We start from the raw sequence: 23178 nt of genomic DNA, 5'->3' as shown, positions 1-23178 counted from the left end.
AACAAGGAATGCAAATGAAGAAACTGCTCCCCCTTCTTATCGGACTGAGCCTGGGCGGCTTCAGTGCAATGAGCCAGGCAGAGAACCTGCTGCAGGTCTACAAACAGGCCAGGGAAAGTAACCCGGATCTGCGCAAAAGTGCAGCTGACCGCGACGCCGCATTCGAAAAGATCAACGAAGCGCGCAGCCCGTTGCTGCCGCAGCTCGGCCTGACCGCCGGTTACAACTACACCAGCGGGTATCGAGACAGCCGCGACACCCATAGCGATAGCACAAGCGGCTCGCTGGCGCTGACGCAAACCATCTTCGACATGTCGAAATGGCGCCAACTGACGCTGCAGGAAAAGACCGCCGGCATCTCCGACGTCACCTTCCAGACCGCTGAGCAACAGCTTATTCTCAACACGGCGACCGCTTACTTCAACGTGCTGAAAGCGATCGATACGCTGTCCTATACCCAGGCGCAGAAAGACGCGGTGTACCGCACGCTGGATCAAACCACCCAGCGCTTCAACGTGGGTCTGGTGGCGATCACCGACGTGCAGAACGCCCGCTCGAACTACGACACCGTGCTGGCGGCGGAAGTCTCCGCCCGCAACGATCTGGACAACGCGCTGGAAACGCTGCGTCAGGTCACCGGCACCTTCTACCCCGAGCTGGCCTCGCTGAACACCGATCGCTTCAGCACCCAACGCCCGGAAGCGGTGAACAACCTGCTGAAAGAAGCGGAAGCGCGCAACCTGAGCCTGCTGTCCGCCCGCCTGAGCCAGGATCTGGCGCGCGAACAGATCCGCGCCGCGCAGACCGGCTATATGCCGACAGTGGACTTCAGCGCCTCCACGGCGATCTCCAACAACAATTACGGCGGCTCACGCAACACCACGCGCGACGCAGACCTCGGTGAAAACAAAGTGGGTCTGAGCTTCAACCTGCCGCTGTACAGCGGCGGCGCGACCAATTCGCAGGTGAAACAAGCGCAGTACGGCTTCGTCGGCGCCAGCGAGCAGTTGGAAAGCTCACACCGCAGCGTGGTGCAGACCGTGCGTTCGTCGTTCAACAACGTTAACGCTTCGATCAGCAGCATCAACGCCTACAAACAGGCGGTGATCTCCGCGCAAAGCTCCCTGGACGCGATGGAAGCCGGTTATCAGGTCGGTACCCGCACCATCGTCGACGTGCTGGACGCCACCACCACGCTGTATAACGCCAAACGTCAGCTGTCCGACGCGCGTTATACCTATCTGATCAACCAACTGAACATCAAGTCGGCGCTCGGCACGCTGAACCAGAACGATCTGCTGCTGTTGAACGGCGCGTTGGGCAAACCGGTATCGACCGCGCCTGACGCCGTCGCACCGCAGAATCGCGCGCAGGACGCCTATGCGGACGGCTATCAGGACAATGCGCCGATGCAACAAACTGCGGCGCCGGCACCGGCGGCCACTCGCGCATCTGCGCCAGCCGTTACCACCAGCCAACCGGCTCGCAACAGCGGCAACCCATTCCGCAACTGATGCGCGCACGCTGACAAACACGGGGTCCGGCCTGCGCCGCGCCCCGTTTTTTTTGTCCCGATTTTCCCCGCTTCTGCCCGCCGCCTCACAGCCGCCGCCGCGTCAGGTGGTATCATCGTCACTCTCGTTTTCGCAGTCTGGATGAGGTTCGATGGACAACGATTCACGCTGGCAGCGTCTGATTAACGACGGCGAATTGCCGCCGCCGCTGCGCCCGACGCCGGCGGTGTACGCCTCCTGGCTGCGCTGCCGCAGCCTGATGCAACCCGATGTCTGGCAAGCACCGCACCGCGCTCAGGGCGCCACCTTCGAATCGATTTGCCGCCGCAAGAACGATCTGCTGACGCTCGGCCAGGCGGCGCTGGAAGACGCCTGCGAATACATGGAGCCGCGTCGCTGTCTGTTGATGATCTTCGACGAGAGCGGCTGCATGCTGTGGCGATGCGGCGACGCCCAAACCTGGGAGCTTTTGCAGCAATTGGGGTTCGCCCCCGGTGCCTACTGGGCCGAGGGGCAGATCGGCACCAATGCTCCGGCGCTGGCGGCGGCGGAAGGCCACCCGGTACGAGTGAGCGGTGAAGAGCACGTGCGCCGGGCGCTGCACGGTTGGTCATTCTGCGCGACGCCGGTCTACGACAACAGCGGCCGCCAGCGCGGCTCGATCGCGCTGGGCTGCCTGCTGGCCGACTGTGCCGCCGGCGATCTGTCGCTGACGCTGGCCATCGCCCGCGAAATCGGCAACTCGCTGAACGCCGACGGCCTGCTGGCGGAATCCAACCGCCATCTGAATCAACTTTACGGCCTGCTGGACGGCGTGGACGACGGCGTCATGGCCTGGGATCACCGCGGCTACCTGCAATACATCAACCAGCGCGCCGCCGGCCTGCTGAAGCTGGACGAACAGCAGAGCCAGGGCAAACCGCTGGCGCAGCTGTTGACGCTGCCCGCCCTGCTCAAGCGCGCCATCGCCGACCGGCAGCCGCTGCAACACGTCGAAGTCACCTTCGAAAGCCAGCGGCAGTTTATTGCCGCTTTGCTGACGCTAAAGCCGATTTTCGACGGCGATCGCTGCAGTTTCATCGCCCTGCTGCACCCGCTCGAGCGGCTGCGCCAGTACGTCAGCAGCCAGTTGGGGCGCGTCAGCCACAGTTTCGAGCAAATGCCCTCCGCCTCGCTGGAAATGCGGCGGCTGATCCGTTACGGCCAGCAGGCGGCCAAGGGCCAGCATCCGATCCTGCTGCGCGGAGAGGAAGGGGTTGGCAAAGAGCTGCTCAGCCAGGCTATCCACAACGCCGGCGAACGCGCCGCCGGGCCGTATATCGCCCTCAACTGCCAGCTGCTGCCGCAGGCGCAGGGGCTGCGTGAACTGTTGGGCAGCGACGCCAGCGAAGAAGAGGCGGGCCAGCTCAGCAAATTCGAATTGGCCAACGGCGGCACGCTGTATCTCGAACAGATCGAATACCTGCCGGCGGAGATGCAGTCGGCGCTGCTGCAGGTGCTGAAAACCGGCGTGGTGATCCGCCTCAATTCCAGCCGGGTGATCCCGGTCGATGTCCGAGTCATCGCCGGCAGCGCCGCCGACCTGCCGCTGCTGGTGCAGCAAAACCGCTTCCGCCGCCAGCTGTTTTACAGCCTGCAGGCGTTCGAGATCCAGATCCCGCCGCTGCGCCAGCGGCTGAGCGATATTCCGCTGCTGGTCAAACACCATCTGCGCACGCTGGAGCAGCATTTTCAGTGTCGCTTCCGGGTGGATGACGAGGTGATGGCCCAGTTGGCGCTTTATCTGTGGCCGGGCAACGATTTGGAACTGAAAGGGGTGGTGGAGCGCGCGGCGATGATTTGCCACGGCCACCACATCCAGTTGGCGGATCTGCCGGCGCACCTGCTCGGCCAGCCGTCGCTGCTGGAAAGCGATCCGCCGCCCGGCGCGCCGCTGTTGACGCTGACGGACATGGAACGCCAGGCGATCCTGCGCGCGGCGACCGTCAGCCGCGGCCAGGTGACGGAGATGGCGCAGCTGCTGGGCATCGGCCGCACCACGCTGTGGCGGAAGATCAAACAGCACGGGATCGACATCCGCCAGTTCAAGCTGCGCGCTTAGTGGCTGAGCTGCAATACCCCGCGCGCGGCGTCCAGCATCGCCTTCTGTCCGCTGCGGGTTTTGCTCAGGCAATCCTGCATGCCGACCACCATCGGAATGCCCATCGCCTTCGCCAGAATGGCGCTGTGCGACAGGGCATTGCCGCCGCTCAGACAGATGCCGAGCACCAGCCGGCGATCGAGCATCACCACCTCCGAAGGCATCAGTTCGTCCATCACCAATATTGACGGTTCTGCGAGCGCAATAACCGGCAGCGGCAGCCTCTGTAGATGGCACAGCGTGCGGCGCAGCATGTCGCGCACGTCCAATTCGCGCGCCCGCATGTAGTCGTCATCCAGCTCGCGGTACTCTTCGGCGATCGCCTCCAGCACCTGCCGCCAGGCCTGCTCGGCGCTGCACAGCTGTTGCGCGATGCGGGTGTAAGCCGCCTGCTGCAGATCCGGATCGTCCAGCAGCATGCTGTGGGCGCCGAAGATCGCCGCCTGCGGCTTGCCGATCAGCGTGCCGGTGCGTTCCGCCAGCCGGTTCAGATCGCTCAGCGTGTGCTGTAACGCCTCCCGCAGGCGTTGCTGTTCGCCCAGCACCTCGTCCGCGCCGATACGCCGATCGGCGGTTGGCGGCCAGAAGCTGTGGGCCTGAAACACCGGCCCGCTGGTGACGCTTTCCGCCACCGGGATACCGTGCAGCGAAGGCTGCTGCCGCTCGGAGACCGTCTCGCCAAAATGTTGTTCCGCCAGCGCTTTGAACGCCGCCAGCGCCTCGTCCGCCTGCGCGCCGTCGGCGATCAGGCGAACGGTGTCGCCATGACGCACCTGCAGCAGCGCCAGCTGATTGAGACTGCGCGGATCGACGCACTGCCCCTGCTTCTCCAGCACCAGCTCGGCCTTGAACGGCGCCAGCGTCTCGACCAGCCGCGCCGCCGGGCGCGCATGCAGCCCGTGCGGGTTCTGCACCGTCCAGGTTGCGCTTTTGCCCTGCGCCAGCGGCAAGGCCACGCTTTTCGCCGTCGGTGAAGCCTCGCCCAGCTGTGCCTGTTTGGCCTGCAGCGCCCCCTGCGCCTCCGCCACCACCTGCTCCAGCGAGGCGCCGGAGTTGGCGGCCACCACCGCCGCCAGCGTGCCTTCAACCAGCGGCGCCGAACACAGCCGCACTTTGGCGGCCAGATCCGGATCCAGCAGATCGAGCGCGGTTTCGGCACTGAGCAGCGCGCTGCCCAGATCCATCAGCACCAGAACGCCGTCGCCGTCGGCGACCGCTTCGATCGCCTCCATCACTTTGACCGCGTCGGTGCCGATCGGGTGCTGCTCGTCATCCACGCCCGCCGCCAGCGCCAGTTTGCAGCCGTCGCCGCGCATCATCTGCCGCGCCAACTGCTCAACGCCGCGCGCCAGCAACGCGCTGTGCGAAACCACCACGATATTAATCATCTCGCCTCCTGCTAACTGCCGGCGACCTCGGCCAGCGTTTTCATCATCAACATCACCGAAGTGGCGCCGGGATCCTGGTGGCCGATGCTGCGCTCGCCCAGGTAACTGGCCCGCCCTTTGCGCGCCTGCATGATGATGGTGCTCTCCACCGCCCGCTCGGCGCTGTCGGCGGCGCGCTGCAGCGCCTCCGCCACGCTCAGGTTCTGCTGCGCGGACTGGCCGAGACTGTCCACCACCGGCCACCAGACGTCGCACATGGTCTTGTCGCCCGGCTCCGCCTTGCCGCGCATCACCACGCCTTCCACCCCTTCCTGCATCACCTGATGCAGCTCCGCCAGATCCAGGCTCTGCTTGGCGTTCGCCGCCTGCGCCGCGCGGATGAAGAAGGTGCCGAACAGCGGACCGCTGGCGCCACCCACGCTCGACAGCAGCGTCATGCCGGTGTTTTTCAGGATAAAGCCGATATCCTTGTCCGCCACCGACGGCAGCTTTTCCACCACCTTGTTGAAACCGCGATTCATGTTCAAACCGTGGTCGGCATCGCCGATCTCGGTGTCCAGCTGGGTCAGAAAATCGCGCTCCCGGCTGAACACCTCGCCGCAACGCATCAGCCAATCGACAACCTGTTGTTTGGTCAACGCCATGATTCCTCCTCAGCAACCCCAACGCAGCGCAGGCGTTTTCACCGGCGCATCCCACAAGGACAACAGCTCGTCGTCCACGTTCAACAACGTGATGGACACCCCCTGCATATCCAGCGAGGTGCAATAAGAACCCACCAGGTTGCGTTCAATGATGATGCCCGCCTCGGCGCAGCGCTCCGCCAGCCGATGGTACACGCCATACAACTCAGACAATGGCGTGGCGCCCAGATTGTTGACCAGCGCGATCACCCGATCGCCGCGCGTCAGCGGCTGCTTGGTCTGCATCTCGTCGCGCCACTCGCCCTGCTGACGATCCCAGACGCGGATCGCGCGCTGATAGTGCCCGTGGTCGATCAACGTATGGAACATGTCGTCCACCGCCGCGTTGAGCGTGGTGAACGGGCGGCGCGCAATGCCCGGCTCGCCGTGAATGCCGACGCCGAACTCCATTTCGTTCTCCGCCAGGGTGAACGACGGCTTGCCGGCGGCCGGCACGGTACAGGCGCCCAGCGCGATGCCGATTGAATGCCCGTGGTTGTTGATGCGATGCCCCAGCGTCACCACGCCGTCCAGATCGTCGCCGCGCGCCGCGGCGGCGCCCAGCAGTTTCTCCATCAGCACGGTGTTGGCCACCCCGCGCCGCCCGGCAGTAAACAGGCTGTCTTTGACCGCCACGTCGTCATCCACCAGCACCGTCGCCACCGCGACGCCGCTGTCGTGCAGCAGCTCGGTGGCGGTTTCGAAGTTGAGCACGTCGCCGGTGTAGTTCTTGATCAGCAGCAGCACCCCGGCGCCGCCGTCGATCGCCTGACCGCACTCGTACATTTTATCCGGCGTCGGCGAGGTGAAAATCTCGCCCGGACAGGCGCCGTCGAGCATCCCTTCACCGACGAAGCCGCAGTGCATCGGCTCATGGCCGCTGCCGCCGCCGGACAAGATCGCCACCTTGCCCGCCACCGGCGCGTCGGCGCGGGTCACGAACACCGGATCCGCGTGCACCAGCAGCTCGGGATGGGCCTCCGCCAGCCCCTGCAATTGCTCTTCCAACACCGACTCGACCTGATTAATCAGTTTTTTCACGATGGTTTCCTCTGTAAGAACAGGGGCGCGGCGCACCGCGCCCCAACGGTATCAATGACGCTGCAACCAGGCGGCGCCCAGCCTATCCGCCGTCAGGATCGCCGCCTGCACGCCCGCAGGGGTGACCTTGAACGGCATGTTGTGAATGGTTTCACCCGCGGCGCAGCTGGCCTCGGCCACCGCCATCATCTTCGCCGCCGCATCGCCGGTGACGCCCATCTGCGCCAACGTGATCGGCAGGCCGATGTCATGACAAAACGCCAGCACGGTTTCAATCTGCGCCATCGGGCTGTTCTGCAGCATCAGTTGCGCCAGGGTGCCGAACGCCACTTTCTCGCCGTGATACAGGTGGTGACACTCCTCCAGCACGGTGAAACCGTTGTGAATGGCGTGCGCCGCCGCCAGCCCGCTGCTCTCGAAGCCGATGCCGCTCAGATACGTATTGGCCTCAATGATGCGTTCCACCGCTTCCGTCACCACGCCGGCCTCGACCGCCAGCTTGGCCTTCACCCCTTCGGCCAGCAGCGTGTCGTAGCACAGCCGCGCCAGACTGAGCGCCGCCAGTGTCGATTTGCCGCCGGCCATGCTGGTGGCCTGGGCGTCGAAACAGGCCTGCGCTTCGAAATAGGTGGAGAGCGCGTCGCCCATGCCGGCCACCAGCAGGCGCACCGGCGCGTTGGCGATGATGGCGCTGTCCATCACCACCATGTCCGGGTTGCGCGGGTAGATCAGGTATTCGGCGAATTCGCCCTGTTCGGTGTAGATAACCGACAGCGCGCTGGTCGGCGCATCGGTGGAGGCGATGGTGGGAATGAGCACCACCGGCAGCCGTTGGTAGTGGGCGACGGCCTTGGCGGTGTCGAGCGTTTTACCGCCGCCGACGCCGATCACCCCGCGGCAGCCATGGGTCTGCAGCTCGCAGCCAAGCCGGTCTATCTCTTTACGGCAGCACTCGCCGTTGAAGCGGGCCGCATGATGTTTCACGCCGTGCTGCCGCAGGCTACCCATCAGGGTGTCGCCCGCCAGCTGCATCACGAAGTCGTCGGCGATCACGAAATAATGGTCGGCGAGGGATTTGGCGTATTCGCCGACGGCGGCCAGCGCATTGGCGCCCTGAATGTATTTGCCTGGTGACTGGATGATTCTCAACATAACCGGATCCTTGTAGGGAGTTGGCGATGGTACGTTCAGATATCAGGTGATGACGCGCCGACTTCGCCGCCGGCTTGTTGTTGTGCTTCGACTATGAGCGCCTGCCGCCCACCTGGCGAGCCACGCGATTTTTGTTCCATTATGGAACATCATCATAGCGACAACGTTTCATGATGAAACGCCAACGCGCGTTTTTTCGCCGCGAAAGCGAACTGGCGCACACCCCAACGTATAACTGCGTAAAGAGTCGATTCTGCGGGCGTTTCAGCTTTAATTTTGACCATGTTTCCCCTATCCTTAGCGCCACTACTGGGAAAGGGCGAAAACAGCCCGCATGATGGGATTGATAACGATGAAACGGACAAAAAACATCAACCAAGAGACGTTCCGCAAATCCTGGCGCAGCTACCGTGTCGCGCCCGTGGCTTTGGCGATCAGCGCCGTCTTTATGCTGGCCGGCTGCGAGAAGAGCGATGAAACGGTCTCCCTGTATCAGAATGCCGATGACTGTTCGCGCGCCAATCCTTCGATGAGCGAGCAGTGCACCACCGCCTACAACAATGCCCTGAAAGAAGCCGCGAAAACCGCGCCGAAATACGCCACTCGCGAAGACTGCGTCGCCGAGTTCGGCGAAGCGCAGTGTACCCAGGCTCCGGCACAGGCCGGCATGGCGGCGGAATCACAAAGCAGCGGCAGCTTCTGGATGCCGCTGATGGCGGGCTATATGATGGGCCGCCTGATGGGCGGTTCCGGCTTCGCGCAGCAGCCGCTGTTCACCTCCAAGAACGCCGCCAGCCCGGCGAACGGCAAGTTTGTCGACGCCAGCGGCAAGAGCTACGGCCCGGCCACCGCCGGCGGCCGCACCATGACGGTGCCGAAAACCGCCATGGCGCCGAAGCCTGCGGTCACCAATACCGTGACCCGCGGTGGTTTCGGCGAGACCGTGGCCAAGCAGACCAGCATGCAGCGCAGCAGCGCCACTTCCAACTCCGGCTCTCGCAGCATGGGCGGTTGATGCATGAAACGTATTGCTATTACCGAGCGCCCGGACTGGCGTGAAAAAGCGACCGAGTTCGGTTTTCGTTTCCACACCATGTACGGCGAGCCGTACTGGTGTGAAGACGCCTATTACCAGTTCACGCTGGCGCAGATTGAAGAGATCGAAAGCGCCACCGCCGAGCTGCATCAGATGTGCCTGCAGGTGGTGGAAAAAGTGGTCGGCAGCGACGAGCTGATGGCCAAGTTCTGCATCCCGAAACACACCTGGGAGTTCGTGCGCAGCTCCTGGCGCACCAACCAGCCGTCGCTGTATTCGCGTCTCGATCTGGCCTACGACGGCGTCAACCCGCCGAAGCTGCTGGAGAACAACGCCGATACGCCGACCTCGCTGTATGAAGCGGCCTTCTTCCAGTGGCTGTGGCTGGAAGACCAGATCAATGCCGGCAAGCTGGATCCGCAATCGGATCAGTACAACAGCCTGCAGGAGAAGCTGATCGAGCGTTTCGGCGAGCTGAAAGCGCACCACGGCTTCGGCCTGCTGCACCTGGCGTGCTGCCAGGACAGCGAAGAAGATCGCGGCACGGTGCAATATCTGCAGGACTGCGCGCAGGAAGCCGGTCTGCCGACCGAATTCCTGTTCATGGAAGAGATTGGCCTTGGCGAGAAAGGCCAGTTCACCGATCTGCAGGATCAGGTGATCGGTAACCTGTTCAAGCTATACCCGTGGGAATTCATGCTGCGCGAGATGTTCTCCACCAAGCTGGAAGACGCCGGCGTGCGTTGGCTGGAGCCGGCCTGGAAGAGCATCATCTCCAACAAGGCGCTGCTGCCGCTGCTGTGGGAAATGTTCCCGAACCACCCTAACCTGCTGCCGGCTTATTTCGCGCAAGACGATCATCCGCCGATGGATCATTACGTCACCAAACCGCTGTTCTCGCGGGAAGGCGCCAATATCCAGATCGTCGAAAACGGTCAGGAAGTGGCGCGCGTCGATGGGCCGTACGGTGAAGAAGGCATGATCGTGCAGCAGTTCCATCCGCTGCCGAAGTTCGAAGACAGCTACACGCTGATCGGCAGCTGGCTGGTGAACGATCAACCCTGCGGCATCGGCCTGCGCGAAGATCGCGAACTGATCACGCAGGATCTGTCGCGCTTCTATCCGCACACTATTCTCGGCTGATCGCCCCGCTGAAAGCAAAAACGCCAGTCTCTGACTGGCGTTCTTTCTTTACCCCACCTGTACCGACAGCATGCTCAGCGCCCCCATTTCGATACCGTCGATCGGCACGCTGATGGTCTCTTTTCCATCCCAACCGCCAAGCACATACAGCAACGGCAGATAGTGTTCCGGCGTCGGATTCGACAACGCCGCGCCCTCATGGCGCATGAAATCCACCAGCGGGTGATTATCGCCCCGATAACGCAGGTTATCCCGGACAAAGTTATTGAACGATTCCGCCCATGGGTAGGCGCTGGTATCGCCCTGCCATTTTACCATGCGCAGGTTGTGCACCACGTTGCCGCTGGCGACGATCATCACGCCCTCATCCCGCAGCGCCGCGAGTTTGCGGCCCAGCTCATAGTGGTAAGCCGCCGGCTGCGTGCCGTCGACGCTGAGCTGCACCACCGGGATATCGGCATTGGGATACATCTTGATCAATACGCCCCAGGTGCCGTGATCCAACCCCCACTCGCCGAGATCCGCCGTTACCGGCACCGGCGCCAGAATGTGCTGCAGCTGCGCGGCCAGCGCGGGAGAGCCTGGCGCCGGATAACGGGTATCAAACAGCGCCTGCGGGAACCCGCCAAAGTCGTGAATGGTTTTGGGTTTTTCCATCGCGGTGACCGCAGTGCCGCGGGTATACCAATGCGCGGAAACCGCCACGATCGCCTTCGGGCGCGGCAATGACTCACCCAACGCACGCCATGCCCGGGTGTAACGGTTGTCTTCCAGCACGTTCATCGGGCTACCGTGGCCAAGAAACAGTGCCGGCATACGAGAGGTGTTCATAGAGGGATCCTTAGTTCAAATTGTGCTATGCCGCTACATTACGCGCTTTGCCGCAGCAACACAGCCGGATAACCGTGATGAAGATATTCAATAAATTTGAATTAAAAGTAGAGAAATACGCCGGTCAACAGAAAGATAAAAAAATCATATATTTCAATAAAATAATAAGATCAGTGAATACCATGACATTACTGCCACACAGATCCAATTTGTGAACAATTTATGTATTTTTTGTTAACAAAATCTATACACTCCTCCTCTGCCGACGGGAGCAGGCAACGCCGTCGCGCGATGGGAATTACGTCTCACCAAGGAGGAATTCATGTTCAGACTCACACTGGCAACCCGCCTGGCGCTTTCCATGTTCTTACTCGCCGGCTGGACGGCAACCACCGGCGCGGCGGACAACGCGCAGCTGACGCAGCGCGAAGATCCTTACTTCCTTCAGGCGCAAACTCAGCTGCAACAGCGACTGAAACAAACCCCAAACACCAACCGCGCCAAAAACGTCATTCTGGTCGTCGGTGACGGCATGGGGTTTTCCACCGTGACCGCCGCCCGCATTTTTGAAGGGCAGCAGCGCGGCGTGGACGGCGAATCCAACGTGTTGGCCTGGGAGGCCTTCCCCTATCTGGCGGCGGCCAAAACCTACTCCGCCGACGCCCAAATCACCGACTCTGCGCCCAGCGCGGTAGCGATGACCACCGGCGTCAAAACCATCAACGATCTGATGGGTCTCGATCATACGGCTACCCTCAACAACTGCGAGGATCAGCAAACCAAGGCCGTCACCACGCTGTGGGAGATGGCCGCAACGCTCGGCATGTCCACCGGCGCCGTGACGACCGCCACCATTACCCACGCCACGCCGGGCGCCACCTATGCCCATATCGCCAATCGCGACTGGGAGTCTGACGCCAAAATGCCGGCAAATGCCCTGGCCGCAGGCTGCCGCGACATCGCGCGCCAGTTGGTGGAAATGAAGTACGGCAACGGCCTGAACGTAGCGATGGGCGGCGGGCGCGCCAACTTCCTGCCCGACAGCGTGAGCGATCCGGAATACCCCGGCAAGAAAGGTGCCAGAAAGGACGGCCGCGACCTGACGCAGGTCTGGCTGCAACGCTACGGCGAGCGCGGGCAATACGTCTGGAATCAAGCGCAGTTCAACAAAATCGAACCGGGCAACGTCGACCATCTGCTGGCTCTGTTCGAGCCGTCGCACATGAACTTCGAGCACGACCGGCGACAAGACGCGGCGGGAGAACCCTCACTGGCGGAAATGGCCGGCAAGGCCATCGATATTCTGTCCAGGAATCCTGAGGGTTATCTGCTGTTGGTGGAGGGTGGGCGCGTCGATCACGGCAGCCATAACGGCAACGCCTACCGCACGCTGAGCGACGCGGTCGCCCTGAACGAAGCGGTGAAAACCATCGTCGATAAGGTCGATCTGGACGACACGCTGGTGATAGTGACCGGCGATCACAGCCACACGCTGACCATCGCCGGCTATGCCAAGCGCGGCAATCCTATCCTCGGCATTTCCGTCGGCGTCGACGGCAAACCTCGGCTGGGCAGCGACGGCAAGCCCTACACCACCCTCGGTTTCGCCAATGGCCCCGGCGGCGCGATCCCGCTGACCGAGCGCCCGGCATTGACCATGGAGCAAACCACCGCGCCCGACTTTATTCAGCCGGCACTGGTGCCGCTGAACAGCGAGACGCACGGCGGGGAAGATCTCGGCATCTACGCCATCGGCCCCTGGGCGCATCTGTTCCAGGGCACGGTGGAGGAGAACTACACCTTCCACGTGATGAATTACGCCAGCCGCATCGGCGAACGCCTGTCAAAACGGTAGCCACAAAAAAAGCCGCTTTACGCGGCTTTTTTTATCGTTGAAAGCGGCCGGCTATCAGCTGGCTTTTTTCTCGTGCGCCTGGCGGTAGGCCACCAGATCTTCGATGGTCAGCACCACCATGTCGTGCTGTTTGGCGAAGGTGATCACTTCAGGCGCGTGCGCCATGCTGCCATCGTCGTTGGTCAGTTCACACAGCACGCCGGCTGGTTTGAAACCGGCCATGGAAACCAGATCGATGGTCGCTTCGGTGTGGCCGCGACGGCTCAACACACCGCCCGGCTGCGCGCGCAGCGGGAACACGTGGCCCGGGCGGTTCAGGTCGCTCGGCTTGGCGCTGTCTGCCACCGCCGCACGGATGGTGGTCAGGCGATCGGAAGCGGAAACCCCGGTGGTCACGCCCTGCGCCGCTTCGATGGTCACGGTGAAGGCGGTCTGGAACTGGCTGGAGTTATTGGTCACCATCATCGGCAGCTCAAGCTGCTGACGGCGTTCTTCGGTGATGCACAAGCACACGATACCGCTGCCGTGGCGAATGGTCAGCGCCATCTGCTCAACGGTCATGGTTTCCGCGGCGAAGATCATGTCACCTTCGTTTTCACGGTTTTCATCATCGAGCACCATTACGCCGCGCCCGTTGCGCAGTGCGTCGATCGCGCGTTCAACGCGTTCTGTTGGCGTGCCGAAGTCTGAAAGTAGCGTCTGATTCATGGTAAAAAACCTCATTAAAAATTATGGATTACCAGAACCAGGGCGATCTTGAGGAGTAGCTAGCAATAGCTAAAAAAATAACGCAAGCGGGCGCATGCCCGGCAGATACCGTTACTCTCTCCCATCCGGACTATAACCGTCGGCCCCGGAATTACACCGGATCTGCTGACCTCTAACCGGCCTTTACAGGCTGGCTGAGCGCTCGCGGGCTTTCACCGTAGAAGGTGATTTACCGCCGGTGGGGACTTTCACCCCGCCCTGAGAATAAGCAAGATGACTATAACGCTAATGGGTAGGCAGGGCAATTGGCAAAAGCACAATTCGGCCACGTACGGCGAATGCGCTTAATGGTTTATCCGACGGGCAACTCGCATTACACTAAGCGGCAGCTATTAAACTCTGAAAGGGATACGCCATGATTGACCCGAAAAAAATCGAACAAATCGCACGCCAGGTTCATGAGTCCATGCCTAAAGGCGTTCGTGAATTCGGGGAAGACGTTGAGAAAAAAATCCGTCAGGTGCTGCAGTCGCAGCTGACCCGTCTGGATTTGGTTAACCGCGAAGAGTTCGACGTGCAGACTCAGGTGCTGTTGCGCACCCGCGAGAAGCTGGCGCTGTTGGAGCAGCGCATGGCCGAGCTGGAAAGCAAGCTGAGCGCGGCGCCGGCCGCCAAGCAGGAAGACGAATAATTCCCGCCAAGGGCGCGCACCGCGCGCCCTTGTACTTTACGTCGCCCGGCGTTAGCCGCGCCCGTCTTTGATCGCTTTGATGATGTTGGTGGTCGACAGGCCGTCTTCAAAGTTCAGCACTTTGACATCGCCGCCGTTGGCCCACACCTCCGCACTGCCGGCAATCTCTTCCGGCTTGTAATCGCCGCCTTTCACCAGCAGATCCGGCAAGATGTCGGCGATCAAGCGCTGCGGCGTGTCCTCTTCGAACGGCACCACCCAATCCACCGCTTCCAGCGCGCCCAGCACGATCATGCGGTTCTCCAGCGCGTTGACCGGGCGTTTTTCCCCTTTCAGGCGTTTGGTCGACGCATCGCTGTTCACCGCAACGATCAGGCGATCGCCCAGCTTGCGGGCGTTGGCCAGATAAGAGACGTGGCCGGCATGCAGAATGTCGAAGATGCCGTTGGTCATCACCACTTTCTCGCCGCGCTGACGCGCCTGCGCCACGGCGTTTTTCAACTGCGCTTCGGTCATCACGCCAAAGCCGGTTTCGGCGCGGCCGCGCACCGCGTTTTCCAGCTCGATGGGCGACACGGTAGACGTACCGAGCTTACCCACCACCACGCCGGCGGCGGCGTTAGCAAGGAAGCAGGACTCTTCCAGCGAGTTGCCGGCGGCCAGCGAGGCGGCCAATACGCCGATCACGGTGTCGCCGGCGCCGGTCACATCAAACACTTCCTGCGCCTGAGTCGGCAAGTGCAGCGGCTCAACGCCAGGCTGCAGCAGCGTCATGCCGTGTTCGGAGCGGGTAACCAGCAGCGCCGACAGCTCGAAATCCGCCACCAGCTTCATGCCGCGTTCCACCAGTTCCGCCTCATCCTTACAGTGGCCCACCACCGCTTCGAACTCGGACAGGTTCGGCGTCAGCAGCGTCGCGCCGCGATAGCGCTCGAAATCGGAGCCTTTCGGATCGATCAGCACCGGCACCTTGGCGGCGCGCGCCAGCTGGATCATGCCCTGCACCTGGCTGAGCGCCCCCTTGGCGTAATCGGACAGCACCAGCGCGCCGATCTGCGGCAACGCCTGCTGAATGCGCTCCAGCATCGGCTGCGGATCGACGTTGGAGAAGCCTTCTTCGAAGTCGAGACGGATCAGCTGCTGGTTGCGCGACAGCACGCGCAGCTTGGTGATGGTCGGATGGGTCGGCACCGAGACGAAGTCGCAGCGCACGTTGACTTCATTCAGTTTGGCGCTCAGCGCCCGCGCCGCATCGTCGATGCCGGTCAGACCCACCAGGCGGGAAGTGGCGCCCAGCGAAGCGATGTTCATCGCCACGTTAGCCGCGCCGCCGGGACGCTCTTCGATGGTATCGACCTTGACCACCGGCACCGGGGCTTCCGGTGAAATGCGGCTGGTCGGCCCATACCAATAGCGATCCAACATGACGTCACCGACCACCAGCACACCGGCGCGGCGAAAATCAGGCAGCGTAACTTTCATCCGATAACTCCAAAAAAGAACAAAATTTTAGTGGCGCAGATATTACCACAGACCGCCGGAATACCCGCAAAAAGGTATCAATCCAGCCATTTGGCCCAGCTGGCGCGCACCTGCTCGCGCTCGGCGGCAAACAGCTCGCTGTCGACCTTGCCGGAATGCTCCTGCAGCGCCAGGTGGTGGATCTCGTCGCGCATGGTGACATAAGCCTGGGTCAGCGCGCGCGCCTCCTCTTCCGGCATGATGTCGTAATTGGCCATCAGCTCGAAGATGCGCACATTGTCCGACCAACGCGTCAGGCGCGGTTCACCCGGCGCATAGCGTAAGACCAGATATTGGGCGATAAATTCGATGTCGGTAATGCCGCCCTCATCAGCTTTGATATCAAACAGATCGCGCTGCTTGTTGCCGAGATGGTTGCGCATCTTTTCGCGCATCTCGCGCACTTCGCGCTTCAGGGTCTCCGGATCGCGCGTTTTGCACAGGATCTCGCGCCGGATCGCGTCGAACTGCTGATGCAGCGCCGGGTCGCCATGCACGATACGCGCGCGCACCAGGGCCTGATGTTCCCAGGTCCAGGCTTCATTTTGCTGGTAGTCGGCGAACGCCTCGACGGTGCTGACCAGCATCCCCGCGGCGCCGGAAGGCCGCAGCCGCGCGTCCACCTCATACAGAATGCCGGAAGAGGTGCGGGTGCTGAACAGATGCATCACCCGCTGCGCCAGCCGCAGGTAGAACTGGCGGCCGTCGATGCAGCGATCGCCGTCGGTCATCACCTCCGGCGGGCAATCCAGCAGGAACACCAGATCGAGGTCGGAACTGTACCCCAGCTCCCAACCGCCCAGTTTGCCGTAGCCGATTACCGCAAAGCCGCGCCCCTCACGCTCCTGCAGATGGGTCGGCTGGCCGTAGCGCGCCACCATGTCGCTCCAGGCCTGTTGCACCACCGCGTCGATGATCGCCTCCGCCAGATAAGTCAGGTGATCGCTCACTTTCATCACCGGCAGCGCGCCGGCGATATCCGCAGCGGCGATGCGCAGCTGCTGCGCCTGTTTGAACTGACGCAGCGCCTCCAGCTTTTGCTCTTCGTCGTCTTCCGGCACCCGCAGCAGATATTGCCGCAGCTCGCTGCGGTAGGCGTCCAGCGCCACCGGCTGATACAGCGTGGCCGGATCCAGCAGTTCGTCCAGCAACAGCGGGTAACGCGACAGCTGGTTGGCGACCATCGGCGACGCGGCGCACAGGCGGATCAGATGACTGAGCGCCGCGTGGTACTCCACCAGCAGCTCGAGGTAGGTGGTGCGGGTGACGATGCTGAGCAGCAGCTGCGCCAGCCGCACCAGCGCGGTCGGCGCGTCCTGACGCGGGCACACCTCCGCCAGCAGGCGCGGCATCAGCTGATCGAGCACGTCGCGGCCCCGCGGGCCGATGGTGCGCTTGTCGACGTCGTGGCGGAAATCGGCGATGGTGCGCAGCATCTGTCGGCGCCCCTCTTCGTCGAGATGCGGCGTCAGCGGCGCCAGCTCGTTCTCCTCCAGCGCGTCCTGCCACAGGCTGTGGTAGTGCTGGTAGTCGGGATCTTCACCGACATCCGGGCTATCGTCGCCGATCAGGTCGTCGAACACCGCGCGCACCGCCTGCATGTGCGCGTCCAGCGCCGCTATCAGCGCCGGCCAATCCGCCAATCCCATGCCGTAGGCCAACCGCGCCTGATCGAGCGCCTCCTGCGGCAGCGTCTGGGTTTGCTGATCGCCGATCGCCTGCAACAGGTTCTCCAGCCGCCGCAGGAACAGGTAGGCGGCGCTCAGCGCCCGCACCTGCTCGGCCTCCAACAGCCCCAGCTCACCCACCGCCTGCAGCGTCGGCAGCAGCGAACGCCCTTGCAGCGCCGGTTCACGGCCGCCGCGGATCAGCTGGAATACCTGAGTGATGAATTCGATTTCTCGAATGCCGCCGGCGCCCAGCTTGATGTTGTCCTTCAGACCGCGCCGCCGCACTTCACGGGCGATCATGCCCTTCATGTTGCGCAAAGATTGGATGACGCTGAAATCGATGTAGCGGCGGAACACGAACGGCCGCAGGGTTTTGCGCAGCTCCTGGCTATAGGCGTCTTCCGCCCCGCCCATCAGGCGCGCCTTCACCATCGCATAGCGCTCCCAATCGCGCCCCTGCTCCTGATAATAATCTTCCAGCGCCGCGAAGCTCATCACCAACGGGCCGCTGTCGCCGAACGGCCGCAGCCGCATGTCCACGCGATAGACGAAGCCGTCGATGGTTTGCTGATCCAGCGCCTTGATCAACCGCTGGCCGAGGCGGGTGAAGAACTGGGCATTGTCCAGTTCGCGCCGTCCGCCCTGGGTCTGGCCGTTCTCCGGGTAGGCGAAGATCAGATCGATATCCGACGAGAAATTCAACTCGCCGCCGCCCAACTTGCCCATGCCGAGGATCAACAGCGGCTGCGGCTCGCCTGCGGCGTTGCACGGCGTGCCCCATTCGCGGCAGCATGTTTGGTACAGCCAGTCGCGCGCACTGACGATCAGCGTTTCCGCCAGTCCGCTCAGCTGCAGCAGCGTTTCTTCGGTCGAACACAGCCCCTGAGCCTGCGCCCAGGCGATGCGTACCAGCGTTTCACGGCGAAACAGACGCAGCGTGCGCATCAGCTGCGCCTCGTCGCGCACCTCTTCCAGCTCGTCCTGCAGCCAGGCGGCATAGTGCTGCCACTCGCCGGGCGCCGGCGGCTGTTCGCGCAGCGTCGCCAGCCAGGCAGGCTGAGCGAGCAGCGCGTCGCTGACGAAATCGCTCGACGCCAGCACCCACTGTTCCTGCTCGCTAAAGGCGCAGTCCGCGCCGTGAACTTCCTGAAAACGCTGCACAATCTGCTGTGCCTGAGCCTGTAACGCGGCTGAAAGTGGCGACATAGTGTATGACCCGTTCTGCGGCCCACGGCTGGCGGGCCGGCTTGATTAACGAAGCGCGCCGTTTAACCAGAATGGCGCATGCGATAAGGCCTGTTTGCGGCTGGCTTCATACCAGCCCTGACGGCGCTCGCTCAGCGCCGCCTGCAGCTCGCGCCAGGCCTCGATATAAGGCCCGGTCTGCTCGTCGGGATAAGCGCCCGACAGCAGGACCAGCGCCGAAATCTGACGCGTCAGGCGCGGCAATTGTTCCTGATATTCATCTTCGTTCAGCGTACGGCTGAAGGCCTCTTTCAGCTCTGCGCCGCTGCGCCCCAGCATGATGTCGCTGAAGCGTTTGAAAGAACCATCCAGCTTGGCCTGTGCTTTGGCGTCGATAAACGGTCGCCAGGCGCCGCTCACCAGCCATGATGTGAGCGCCAACTTACATTGCAGGTAGACCGCGCTGTAGCACAGGGTCTCTGGTTGCGCGGTTTTGTCCGCCAACAGCGGTTCGAGCTCGGTCAGGCGGGCGCGCATATCGGCGCTGGCCTTGCGCGGCACCAGGCCGCCGAAGATCACCAGCGCCTGGCGGATCGTTCCGACCGCCTCAATCACCGAAGCGCGCGCCTGCGCGTCGCCGCGCAGCCACAGCTCTTCATGGTACTGCCAGTGGCTGAGCGCCAGCTCGAAGGCGGCGATCATCCCCTGCTCTACGGTCGCCTTCGCCGCCGGCTTCAGCACCCGCAGCGGACGCACCTCACGCGGCGGATTGCCCTGCGCCAGGTGGTAACCGCGCGCCGCCTTGCTCAGGCTGCCCTGACGCAGCCCGTCGTGCGCCGCCAGCTCACCGGCCAACGCCAGCAGATCGGCGGTATTGCCTTTCAGCAACTCCAGTTCTATCTCACTCAGGGCTTCGCTGAGATCACCGGCGCGCACCTCACCCTGATCCAAGCCAATCTCTATCTCGCTTTGGCCGTAAGTAACCACCCACTTCTCACGCACGAAATCAGTACGGAACAGCGGTTGCAACGCCTGCTGCAGCGCCGCGATATCGCAATCCTGCGGCCAGATGTCGGCAGGGAACTGCTCCAACGCCAGCTGCGGCTCGGCGATAGCGACATTGTATTCCGGGCGCTGGTGCAGGCCGCCCACCACTTTACCGGCGGTTTTGATGGTCATCTCAAAGCGATCGTCGAAACCGCGAATGCGCAGCCCCATGTCGTGACGGCGCAGGAAGTTGTCGGCCGTTTCGAAGTAAATGTTGGTCAGCTTTTGCGGCGCGGAATGCTGATGCGGCCAGGCGGCGAGCCAGTGTGGCAGAGCGGCCACCGCTTGCGGCGCGGCGATGAATTTCAGTTCAATTTCAACGGTCATAATTCTTTAACACCAATAAGTTACGCATTCGCGTCGGTTTCAGCGCGGCGCGCTCGGCCCACCGTATGCTGCCCACTGACGCACAGTTGTCATTATCTTACCGCGATTCCCGGCGCCTTAACCCTGCTAACTGTAGAAAAAACCTGTTACGTTATAAAACGCTGCGCAACTCACAGAATCAGCCACAGTAAGATAGTTCTCATTCCGGTTTTGGCGTTGCGTCGTCAGACTGAACCCTCTACTATCGTTCCATAAATTCACCCAGAAACGATGAACTAATGCAGAAATTACGCCTGATTTTCCTTGCCGCGCTGAGCTTCAGCATCACTTGGGCCGCACATGCCGAAGATAAACGCTATATCTCCGATGAGTTAAGCACTTACGTCCATAGCGGCCCAGGTAATCAGTACCGTATTGTCGGCACTCTGAACGCCGGTGAAGAAGTGACCTTGCTGAGCGTCAACGACAGCACCAATTACGGCCAGATCCGCGATCCGAAAGGCCGCACCACCTGGATCCCGCTCGATCAGCTCAGCCAGACGCCAAGCCTGCGCACCCGCGTGCCGGAGCTGGAACAGCAGGTGAAAACCCTGACCGACAAACTGGCCAACATCGATAACACCTGGAACCAGCGTACCTCGGAAATGCAGGAAAAAGTCGCGGGCAGCGACAGCACCATCAGCAGCCTGCAGAAGGAAAACCAGGATCTGAAAAACCAGCTGGTGGTCGCGCAGAAGAAGGTCAACGCCGTTAACCTGCAGCTCGACGACAAGCAGCGCACCATTATCCTGCAGTGGTTCATGTACGGCGGCGGCGTTGCCGGCGTCGGTTTGCTGTTGGGCCTGCTGTTGCCGCACCTGATCCCGCGTCGCAAGAACAACAATCGCTGGATGAACTGATTTCAGTATCGTTCAGTTTGAGTATGGGCGCCTGCGGGCGCCTTTTTCATTGGCGCCGACATCCCGCGGCCAATTCATGTAATCTGATAGACAGGGCCTTACACGATATTCAGGAGTCAACAGTGCAGATTTATCTGGTCGGCGGTGCCGTTCGCGACAGCCTGCTCAACATTCCGGTGGTCGATCATGATTGGGTGGTGGTGGGCGCCACGCCGGCGGAGTTGTTGGCGTTGGGCTACCAGCAGGTCGGCAAAGATTTTCCGGTGTTCCTCAATCCCGATACCCACGAGGAGTATGCGCTGGCGCGCACCGAGCGCAAATCCGGCCAGGGGTACACCGGTTTTACCTGCTATGCCGCGCCGGACGTGACGCTGGAAGACGATCTGCTGCGGCGCGATCTGACCATCAACGCCATCGCCCGTTCCGCCGAAGGGGAACTGATTGACCCTTACGGCGGCGTGGCCGATCTGCAGGCGCGCGTGCTGCGCCACGTTTCCGACGCGTTCGGCGAAGATCCGCTGCGCGTGCTGCGCGTGGCGCGATTCAATGCTCGCTTCGCTCATCTGGGTTTTCGCATCGCCGACGAAACGCTGGCCCTGATGCGCCGGATGGCGCACAGCGGTGAACTGGCCGCGCTGACCGCCGAACGCGTCTGGAAAGAAACTGAAAAAGCGCTGCAAAGCCAGAGCCCGCAGGTCTATTTTCAGGTGCTGCGCGACTGCGATGCGCTGGCGGTGCTGTTCCCGGAAATCGACGCGCTGTTCGGCGTGCCGGCCCCCGCCAAGTGGCACCCGGAGATCGACACCGGCGTACACACGCTGATGGCGCTGGCGATGGCCGCCCGCCTCACGCCGGAGGTGGACGTGCGCTTCGCCACGCTGTGCCACGATCTTGGCAAAGGGTTGACGCCGAAAGCGTTCTGGCCGCATCACCACGGCCACGGCCCGGCGGGCGTACGGCTGGTCGAGGCGCTGTGCCAGCGGCTGCGGGTGCCCAACCCGGTGCGCGATCTGAGCAAGCTGGTGGCCGAGTACCATGATTTGATCCACACCGTGAACAAGCTGCGGCCGGAGACCCTACTGAAGCTGTTCGACGCCATCGACGTCTGGCGCAAGCCCCAAAGGCTGGAGCAGATGATCCTGACCAGCGAAGCGGACGCGCGCGGCCGCACCGGCTTTGAGGAGAATCCTTATCCGCAGGGCGACTATCTGCGCCAGGCGTATCAGGTGGCGAACGCGGTATCGATTAAAGAGGTGGTAGCCAGCGGGCTGCAGGGCACCGCGATCCGCGATGAGCTCAAACGCCGTCGCCAGCAGGCGCTGGCCGACTGGAAGCTCAACCAAACCATCCTCAACGATCAGGCATAAAAAAACCCCGCAGAGCGGGGTTTTTTCTTGCCATCGTGCTTACAGGAATACCATGTAAACCACGGCCGCCACGATAAAGCGGTAGATGGCGAACGGCACGAACGAGATGCGTTTGATCAGCGACAGGAAGGTCTTGATCGCAATCAGCGCCACCACGAAGGCAGTAACGAAACCGACGGCGAACATCGGCAGATCGCCCCAGGTCAAGAAGTGCAGGCTCTTGTACAGATCCAGACCGCTGGCGCCAATCATCATCGGCACCGCCAGGATGAAGGAGAACTCGGACGCCGCATAACGGTTTACGCCCACCAGCATACCGCCGGCGATAGTGGAACCCGAACGGGAGAAACCCGGCCACAGCGCCAGGCACTGGAAGCAGCCAATCATGAACGCCTGGCGGTAGGTGATGTCATCCAGCCCTTCCGCTCTCGGTTTCTTCGGCTTCAGCCATTCCGCCGCCAGCAACAGCAGGCCGCCGACGACCAACGCGTACATCACGTTTTTCGGCGCGAACAGCGATTTAATCACATCGTGGAATACCAGACCCAGCACCACCGCCGGGATCATCGCCAGCAGGATATGCCCCAGCTTCAGTTGGCCGCTGGTTTTGCCCTCGTGCTCCACTGGCTTGCCGCCGAAATGGATGCCGATCAGGCCGAACAACCGGCGCCAGAACATCACCACCACGGCCAGGATCGACCCCAGTTGGATGATGACTTCAAAGGTTTTGGCTTTGTCGCCGGTAAAACCCAGCCACTCGCCAACGATAATCATATGCCCGGTGGAAGACACCGGCAGAAATTCGGTTAACCCTTCGACAACCCCAAGAACAAACGCAATAAACAGTGAATGCATGTCAGCCATGTGCTTCGCTCACCCCATAAAATAACGGCCATCACATAAAAAAGCGGCAGTGCTTAAAAGACAATGCCGCTAAAACAATTCTCAGGATTAAGACCAGTTTAACGGTCTTTCGTTGC

18 protein-coding genes and 1 riboswitch are annotated in these 23178 nt (G+C 62.1%); of the genes, 8 read left to right on the top strand and 10 right to left on the bottom strand.

The genetic code is table 11. The features are described 5' to 3' along the window. Window positions 1-14 precede the first annotated feature (14 nt). The gene (gene hasF / locus ACJ8KE_RS17395; protein WP_016930142.1) at window positions 15-1514 is read left to right on the top strand and encodes a multidrug efflux transporter outer membrane subunit HasF; all 1500 of its coding nucleotides are present in this window, start codon (window positions 15-17) and stop codon (window positions 1512-1514) included. A gap of 151 nt (window positions 1515-1665) precedes the next feature. Next, window positions 1666-3615 (top strand): dihydroxyacetone kinase operon transcriptional regulator DhaR, encoded by a 1950-nt coding sequence (gene dhaR, locus ACJ8KE_RS17390; RefSeq protein ID WP_016930143.1) that lies wholly within the window; start codon window positions 1666-1668, stop codon window positions 3613-3615. Here dhaR and dhaM read toward each other — a convergent pair. From dhaM to ACJ8KE_RS17370, 4 genes are read right to left on the bottom strand one after another with little or no spacing between them, the layout of a single operon-like run. Next, window positions 3612-5042 carry a dihydroxyacetone kinase phosphoryl donor subunit DhaM gene (gene dhaM, locus ACJ8KE_RS17385; RefSeq protein WP_079450156.1) on the bottom strand — a complete coding sequence of 477 codons (1431 nt, stop codon included), beginning with the start codon at window positions 5040-5042 and terminating at the stop codon, window positions 3612-3614. The genes dhaR and dhaM overlap by 4 nt on opposite strands. An 11-nt stretch (window positions 5043-5053) precedes the next feature. Next, window positions 5054-5686 (bottom strand): dihydroxyacetone kinase subunit DhaL, encoded by a 633-nt coding sequence (gene dhaL / locus ACJ8KE_RS17380; RefSeq protein WP_421131178.1) that lies wholly within the window; start codon window positions 5684-5686, stop codon window positions 5054-5056. A 9-nt stretch (window positions 5687-5695) separates the two neighbouring features. Beyond that, window positions 5696-6766, bottom strand: coding sequence for a dihydroxyacetone kinase subunit DhaK (gene dhaK, locus ACJ8KE_RS17375; RefSeq protein ID WP_016930146.1), 1071 nt, complete (start codon window positions 6764-6766; stop codon window positions 5696-5698). A 51-nt stretch (window positions 6767-6817) separates the two neighbouring features. After that, window positions 6818-7918: a glycerol dehydrogenase gene (locus ACJ8KE_RS17370; protein WP_016930147.1), complete on the bottom strand. Its 1101-nt coding sequence runs from the start codon at window positions 7916-7918 to the stop codon at window positions 6818-6820. Between the two features lie 352 nt (window positions 7919-8270). On the opposite strand from ACJ8KE_RS17370, the gene ACJ8KE_RS17365 reads away from it, so the two are divergent. Together ACJ8KE_RS17365 and ACJ8KE_RS17360 are read left to right on the top strand one after the other, a co-directional pair. Next, on the top strand, window positions 8271-8933 hold the full coding sequence (locus tag ACJ8KE_RS17365; protein WP_004937226.1) for a DUF1190 family protein: 663 nt from the start codon (window positions 8271-8273) through the stop codon (window positions 8931-8933). A 3-nt stretch (window positions 8934-8936) separates the two neighbouring features. Next, the gene (locus ACJ8KE_RS17360) at window positions 8937-10097 is read left to right on the top strand and encodes a glutathionylspermidine synthase family protein (protein WP_016930148.1); all 1161 of its coding nucleotides are present in this window, start codon (window positions 8937-8939) and stop codon (window positions 10095-10097) included. 48 nt (window positions 10098-10145) lie between these two features. Here the strand turns inward: ACJ8KE_RS17360 and ygiD are convergent, their stop codons facing one another. After that, window positions 10146-10928: a 4,5-DOPA dioxygenase extradiol gene (gene ygiD, locus ACJ8KE_RS17355; protein ID WP_028127592.1), complete on the bottom strand. Its 783-nt coding sequence runs from the start codon at window positions 10926-10928 to the stop codon at window positions 10146-10148. 322 nt (window positions 10929-11250) lie between these two features. Between ygiD and ACJ8KE_RS17350 the strand changes: the two genes are divergently transcribed. Next, the gene (locus ACJ8KE_RS17350; protein ID WP_442517325.1) at window positions 11251-12783 is read left to right on the top strand and encodes an alkaline phosphatase; all 1533 of its coding nucleotides are present in this window, start codon (window positions 11251-11253) and stop codon (window positions 12781-12783) included. A 54-nt stretch (window positions 12784-12837) separates the two neighbouring features. Here ACJ8KE_RS17350 and ribB read toward each other — a convergent pair whose 3' ends face one another. Continuing rightward, a complete protein-coding gene (ribB, locus tag ACJ8KE_RS17345; RefSeq protein WP_004937218.1) occupies window positions 12838-13491 on the bottom strand; it encodes a 3,4-dihydroxy-2-butanone-4-phosphate synthase in 654 nt (217 codons plus the stop codon). Window positions 13492-13600: 109 nt separating this feature from the next. Beyond that, a riboswitch (FMN riboswitch) is annotated at window positions 13601-13761 on the bottom strand. Window positions 13762-13906: 145 nt separating this feature from the next. Between ribB and ubiK the strand changes: the two genes are divergently transcribed. Beyond that, window positions 13907-14182, top strand: a complete 276-nt coding sequence (ubiK, locus tag ACJ8KE_RS17340) for a ubiquinone biosynthesis accessory factor UbiK (protein ID WP_004937216.1) — start codon at window positions 13907-13909, stop codon at window positions 14180-14182. Window positions 14183-14233: 51 nt separating this feature from the next. Here ubiK and hldE read toward each other — a convergent pair whose 3' ends face one another. The 3 genes from hldE to ACJ8KE_RS17325 form a co-directional block, all read right to left on the bottom strand. Continuing rightward, the gene (hldE, locus tag ACJ8KE_RS17335; protein WP_004937214.1) at window positions 14234-15664 is read right to left on the bottom strand and encodes a bifunctional D-glycero-beta-D-manno-heptose-7-phosphate kinase/D-glycero-beta-D-manno-heptose 1-phosphate adenylyltransferase HldE; all 1431 of its coding nucleotides are present in this window, start codon (window positions 15662-15664) and stop codon (window positions 14234-14236) included. A gap of 77 nt (window positions 15665-15741) precedes the next feature. Next, window positions 15742-18579 carry a bifunctional [glutamate--ammonia ligase]-adenylyl-L-tyrosine phosphorylase/[glutamate--ammonia-ligase] adenylyltransferase gene (glnE, locus tag ACJ8KE_RS17330; protein ID WP_306376957.1) on the bottom strand — a complete coding sequence of 946 codons (2838 nt, stop codon included), beginning with the start codon at window positions 18577-18579 and terminating at the stop codon, window positions 15742-15744. A 45-nt stretch (window positions 18580-18624) separates the two neighbouring features. Beyond that, window positions 18625-19932 carry a CYTH domain-containing protein gene (locus ACJ8KE_RS17325; RefSeq protein WP_306376958.1) on the bottom strand — a complete coding sequence of 436 codons (1308 nt, stop codon included), beginning with the start codon at window positions 19930-19932 and terminating at the stop codon, window positions 18625-18627. Between the two features lie 278 nt (window positions 19933-20210). On the opposite strand from ACJ8KE_RS17325, the gene ACJ8KE_RS17320 reads away from it, so the two are divergent. Both ACJ8KE_RS17320 and ACJ8KE_RS17315 read left to right on the top strand, forming a co-directional pair. Continuing rightward, a complete protein-coding gene (locus ACJ8KE_RS17320; protein WP_016930153.1) occupies window positions 20211-20831 on the top strand; it encodes a TIGR04211 family SH3 domain-containing protein in 621 nt (206 codons plus the stop codon). A gap of 122 nt (window positions 20832-20953) precedes the next feature. Then, window positions 20954-22198, top strand: a complete 1245-nt coding sequence (locus ACJ8KE_RS17315) for a multifunctional CCA addition/repair protein (RefSeq protein ID WP_049299879.1) — start codon at window positions 20954-20956, stop codon at window positions 22196-22198. Between the two features lie 39 nt (window positions 22199-22237). Here the strand turns inward: ACJ8KE_RS17315 and bacA are convergent, their stop codons facing one another. Then, window positions 22238-23062 (bottom strand): undecaprenyl-diphosphate phosphatase, encoded by an 825-nt coding sequence (gene bacA, locus ACJ8KE_RS17310; RefSeq protein ID WP_033639357.1) that lies wholly within the window; start codon window positions 23060-23062, stop codon window positions 22238-22240. Between the last annotated feature and the right edge of the window lie 116 nt (window positions 23063-23178).

Source organism: Serratia sp. CY56464, from assembly GCF_052168435.1.
Lineage (GTDB): Bacteria > Pseudomonadota > Gammaproteobacteria > Enterobacterales > Enterobacteriaceae > Serratia > Serratia marcescens.
The sequence above is the reverse complement of the archived record's forward strand: the minus strand, read 5'-3'. Positions and strand labels throughout refer to the sequence as shown.

Coding starts and splice junctions, on each gene's coding strand:
- ACJ8KE_RS17365 (WP_004937226.1), top strand. CDS start 8,271: ATGAAACGGACAAAAAACATCAACCAAGAGACGTTCCGCAAATCCTGG.
- ACJ8KE_RS17360 (WP_016930148.1), top strand. CDS start 8,937: ATGAAACGTATTGCTATTACCGAGCGCCCGGACTGGCGTGAAAAAGCG.
- dhaL (WP_421131178.1), bottom strand. CDS start 5,686: ATGGCGTTGACCAAACAACAGGTTGTCGATTGGCTGATGCGTTGCGGC.
- glnE (WP_306376957.1), bottom strand. CDS start 18,579: ATGTCGCCACTTTCAGCCGCGTTACAGGCTCAGGCACAGCAGATTGTG.
- ygiD (WP_028127592.1), bottom strand. CDS start 10,928: ATGAACACCTCTCGTATGCCGGCACTGTTTCTTGGCCACGGTAGCCCG.
- ACJ8KE_RS17320 (WP_016930153.1), top strand. CDS start 20,211: ATGCAGAAATTACGCCTGATTTTCCTTGCCGCGCTGAGCTTCAGCATC.
- ribB (WP_004937218.1), bottom strand. CDS start 13,491: ATGAATCAGACGCTACTTTCAGACTTCGGCACGCCAACAGAACGCGTT.
- ACJ8KE_RS17370 (WP_016930147.1), bottom strand. CDS start 7,918: ATGTTGAGAATCATCCAGTCACCAGGCAAATACATTCAGGGCGCCAAT.
- dhaM (WP_079450156.1), bottom strand. CDS start 5,042: ATGATTAATATCGTGGTGGTTTCGCACAGCGCGTTGCTGGCGCGCGGC.
- ACJ8KE_RS17350 (WP_442517325.1), top strand. CDS start 11,251: ATGTTCAGACTCACACTGGCAACCCGCCTGGCGCTTTCCATGTTCTTA.
- hldE (WP_004937214.1), bottom strand. CDS start 15,664: ATGAAAGTTACGCTGCCTGATTTTCGCCGCGCCGGTGTGCTGGTGGTC.
- bacA (WP_033639357.1), bottom strand. CDS start 23,062: ATGGCTGACATGCATTCACTGTTTATTGCGTTTGTTCTTGGGGTTGTC.
- dhaR (WP_016930143.1), top strand. CDS start 1,666: ATGGACAACGATTCACGCTGGCAGCGTCTGATTAACGACGGCGAATTG.
- hasF (WP_016930142.1), top strand. CDS start 15: ATGAAGAAACTGCTCCCCCTTCTTATCGGACTGAGCCTGGGCGGCTTC.
- ubiK (WP_004937216.1), top strand. CDS start 13,907: ATGATTGACCCGAAAAAAATCGAACAAATCGCACGCCAGGTTCATGAG.
- ACJ8KE_RS17325 (WP_306376958.1), bottom strand. CDS start 19,932: ATGACCGTTGAAATTGAACTGAAATTCATCGCCGCGCCGCAAGCGGTG.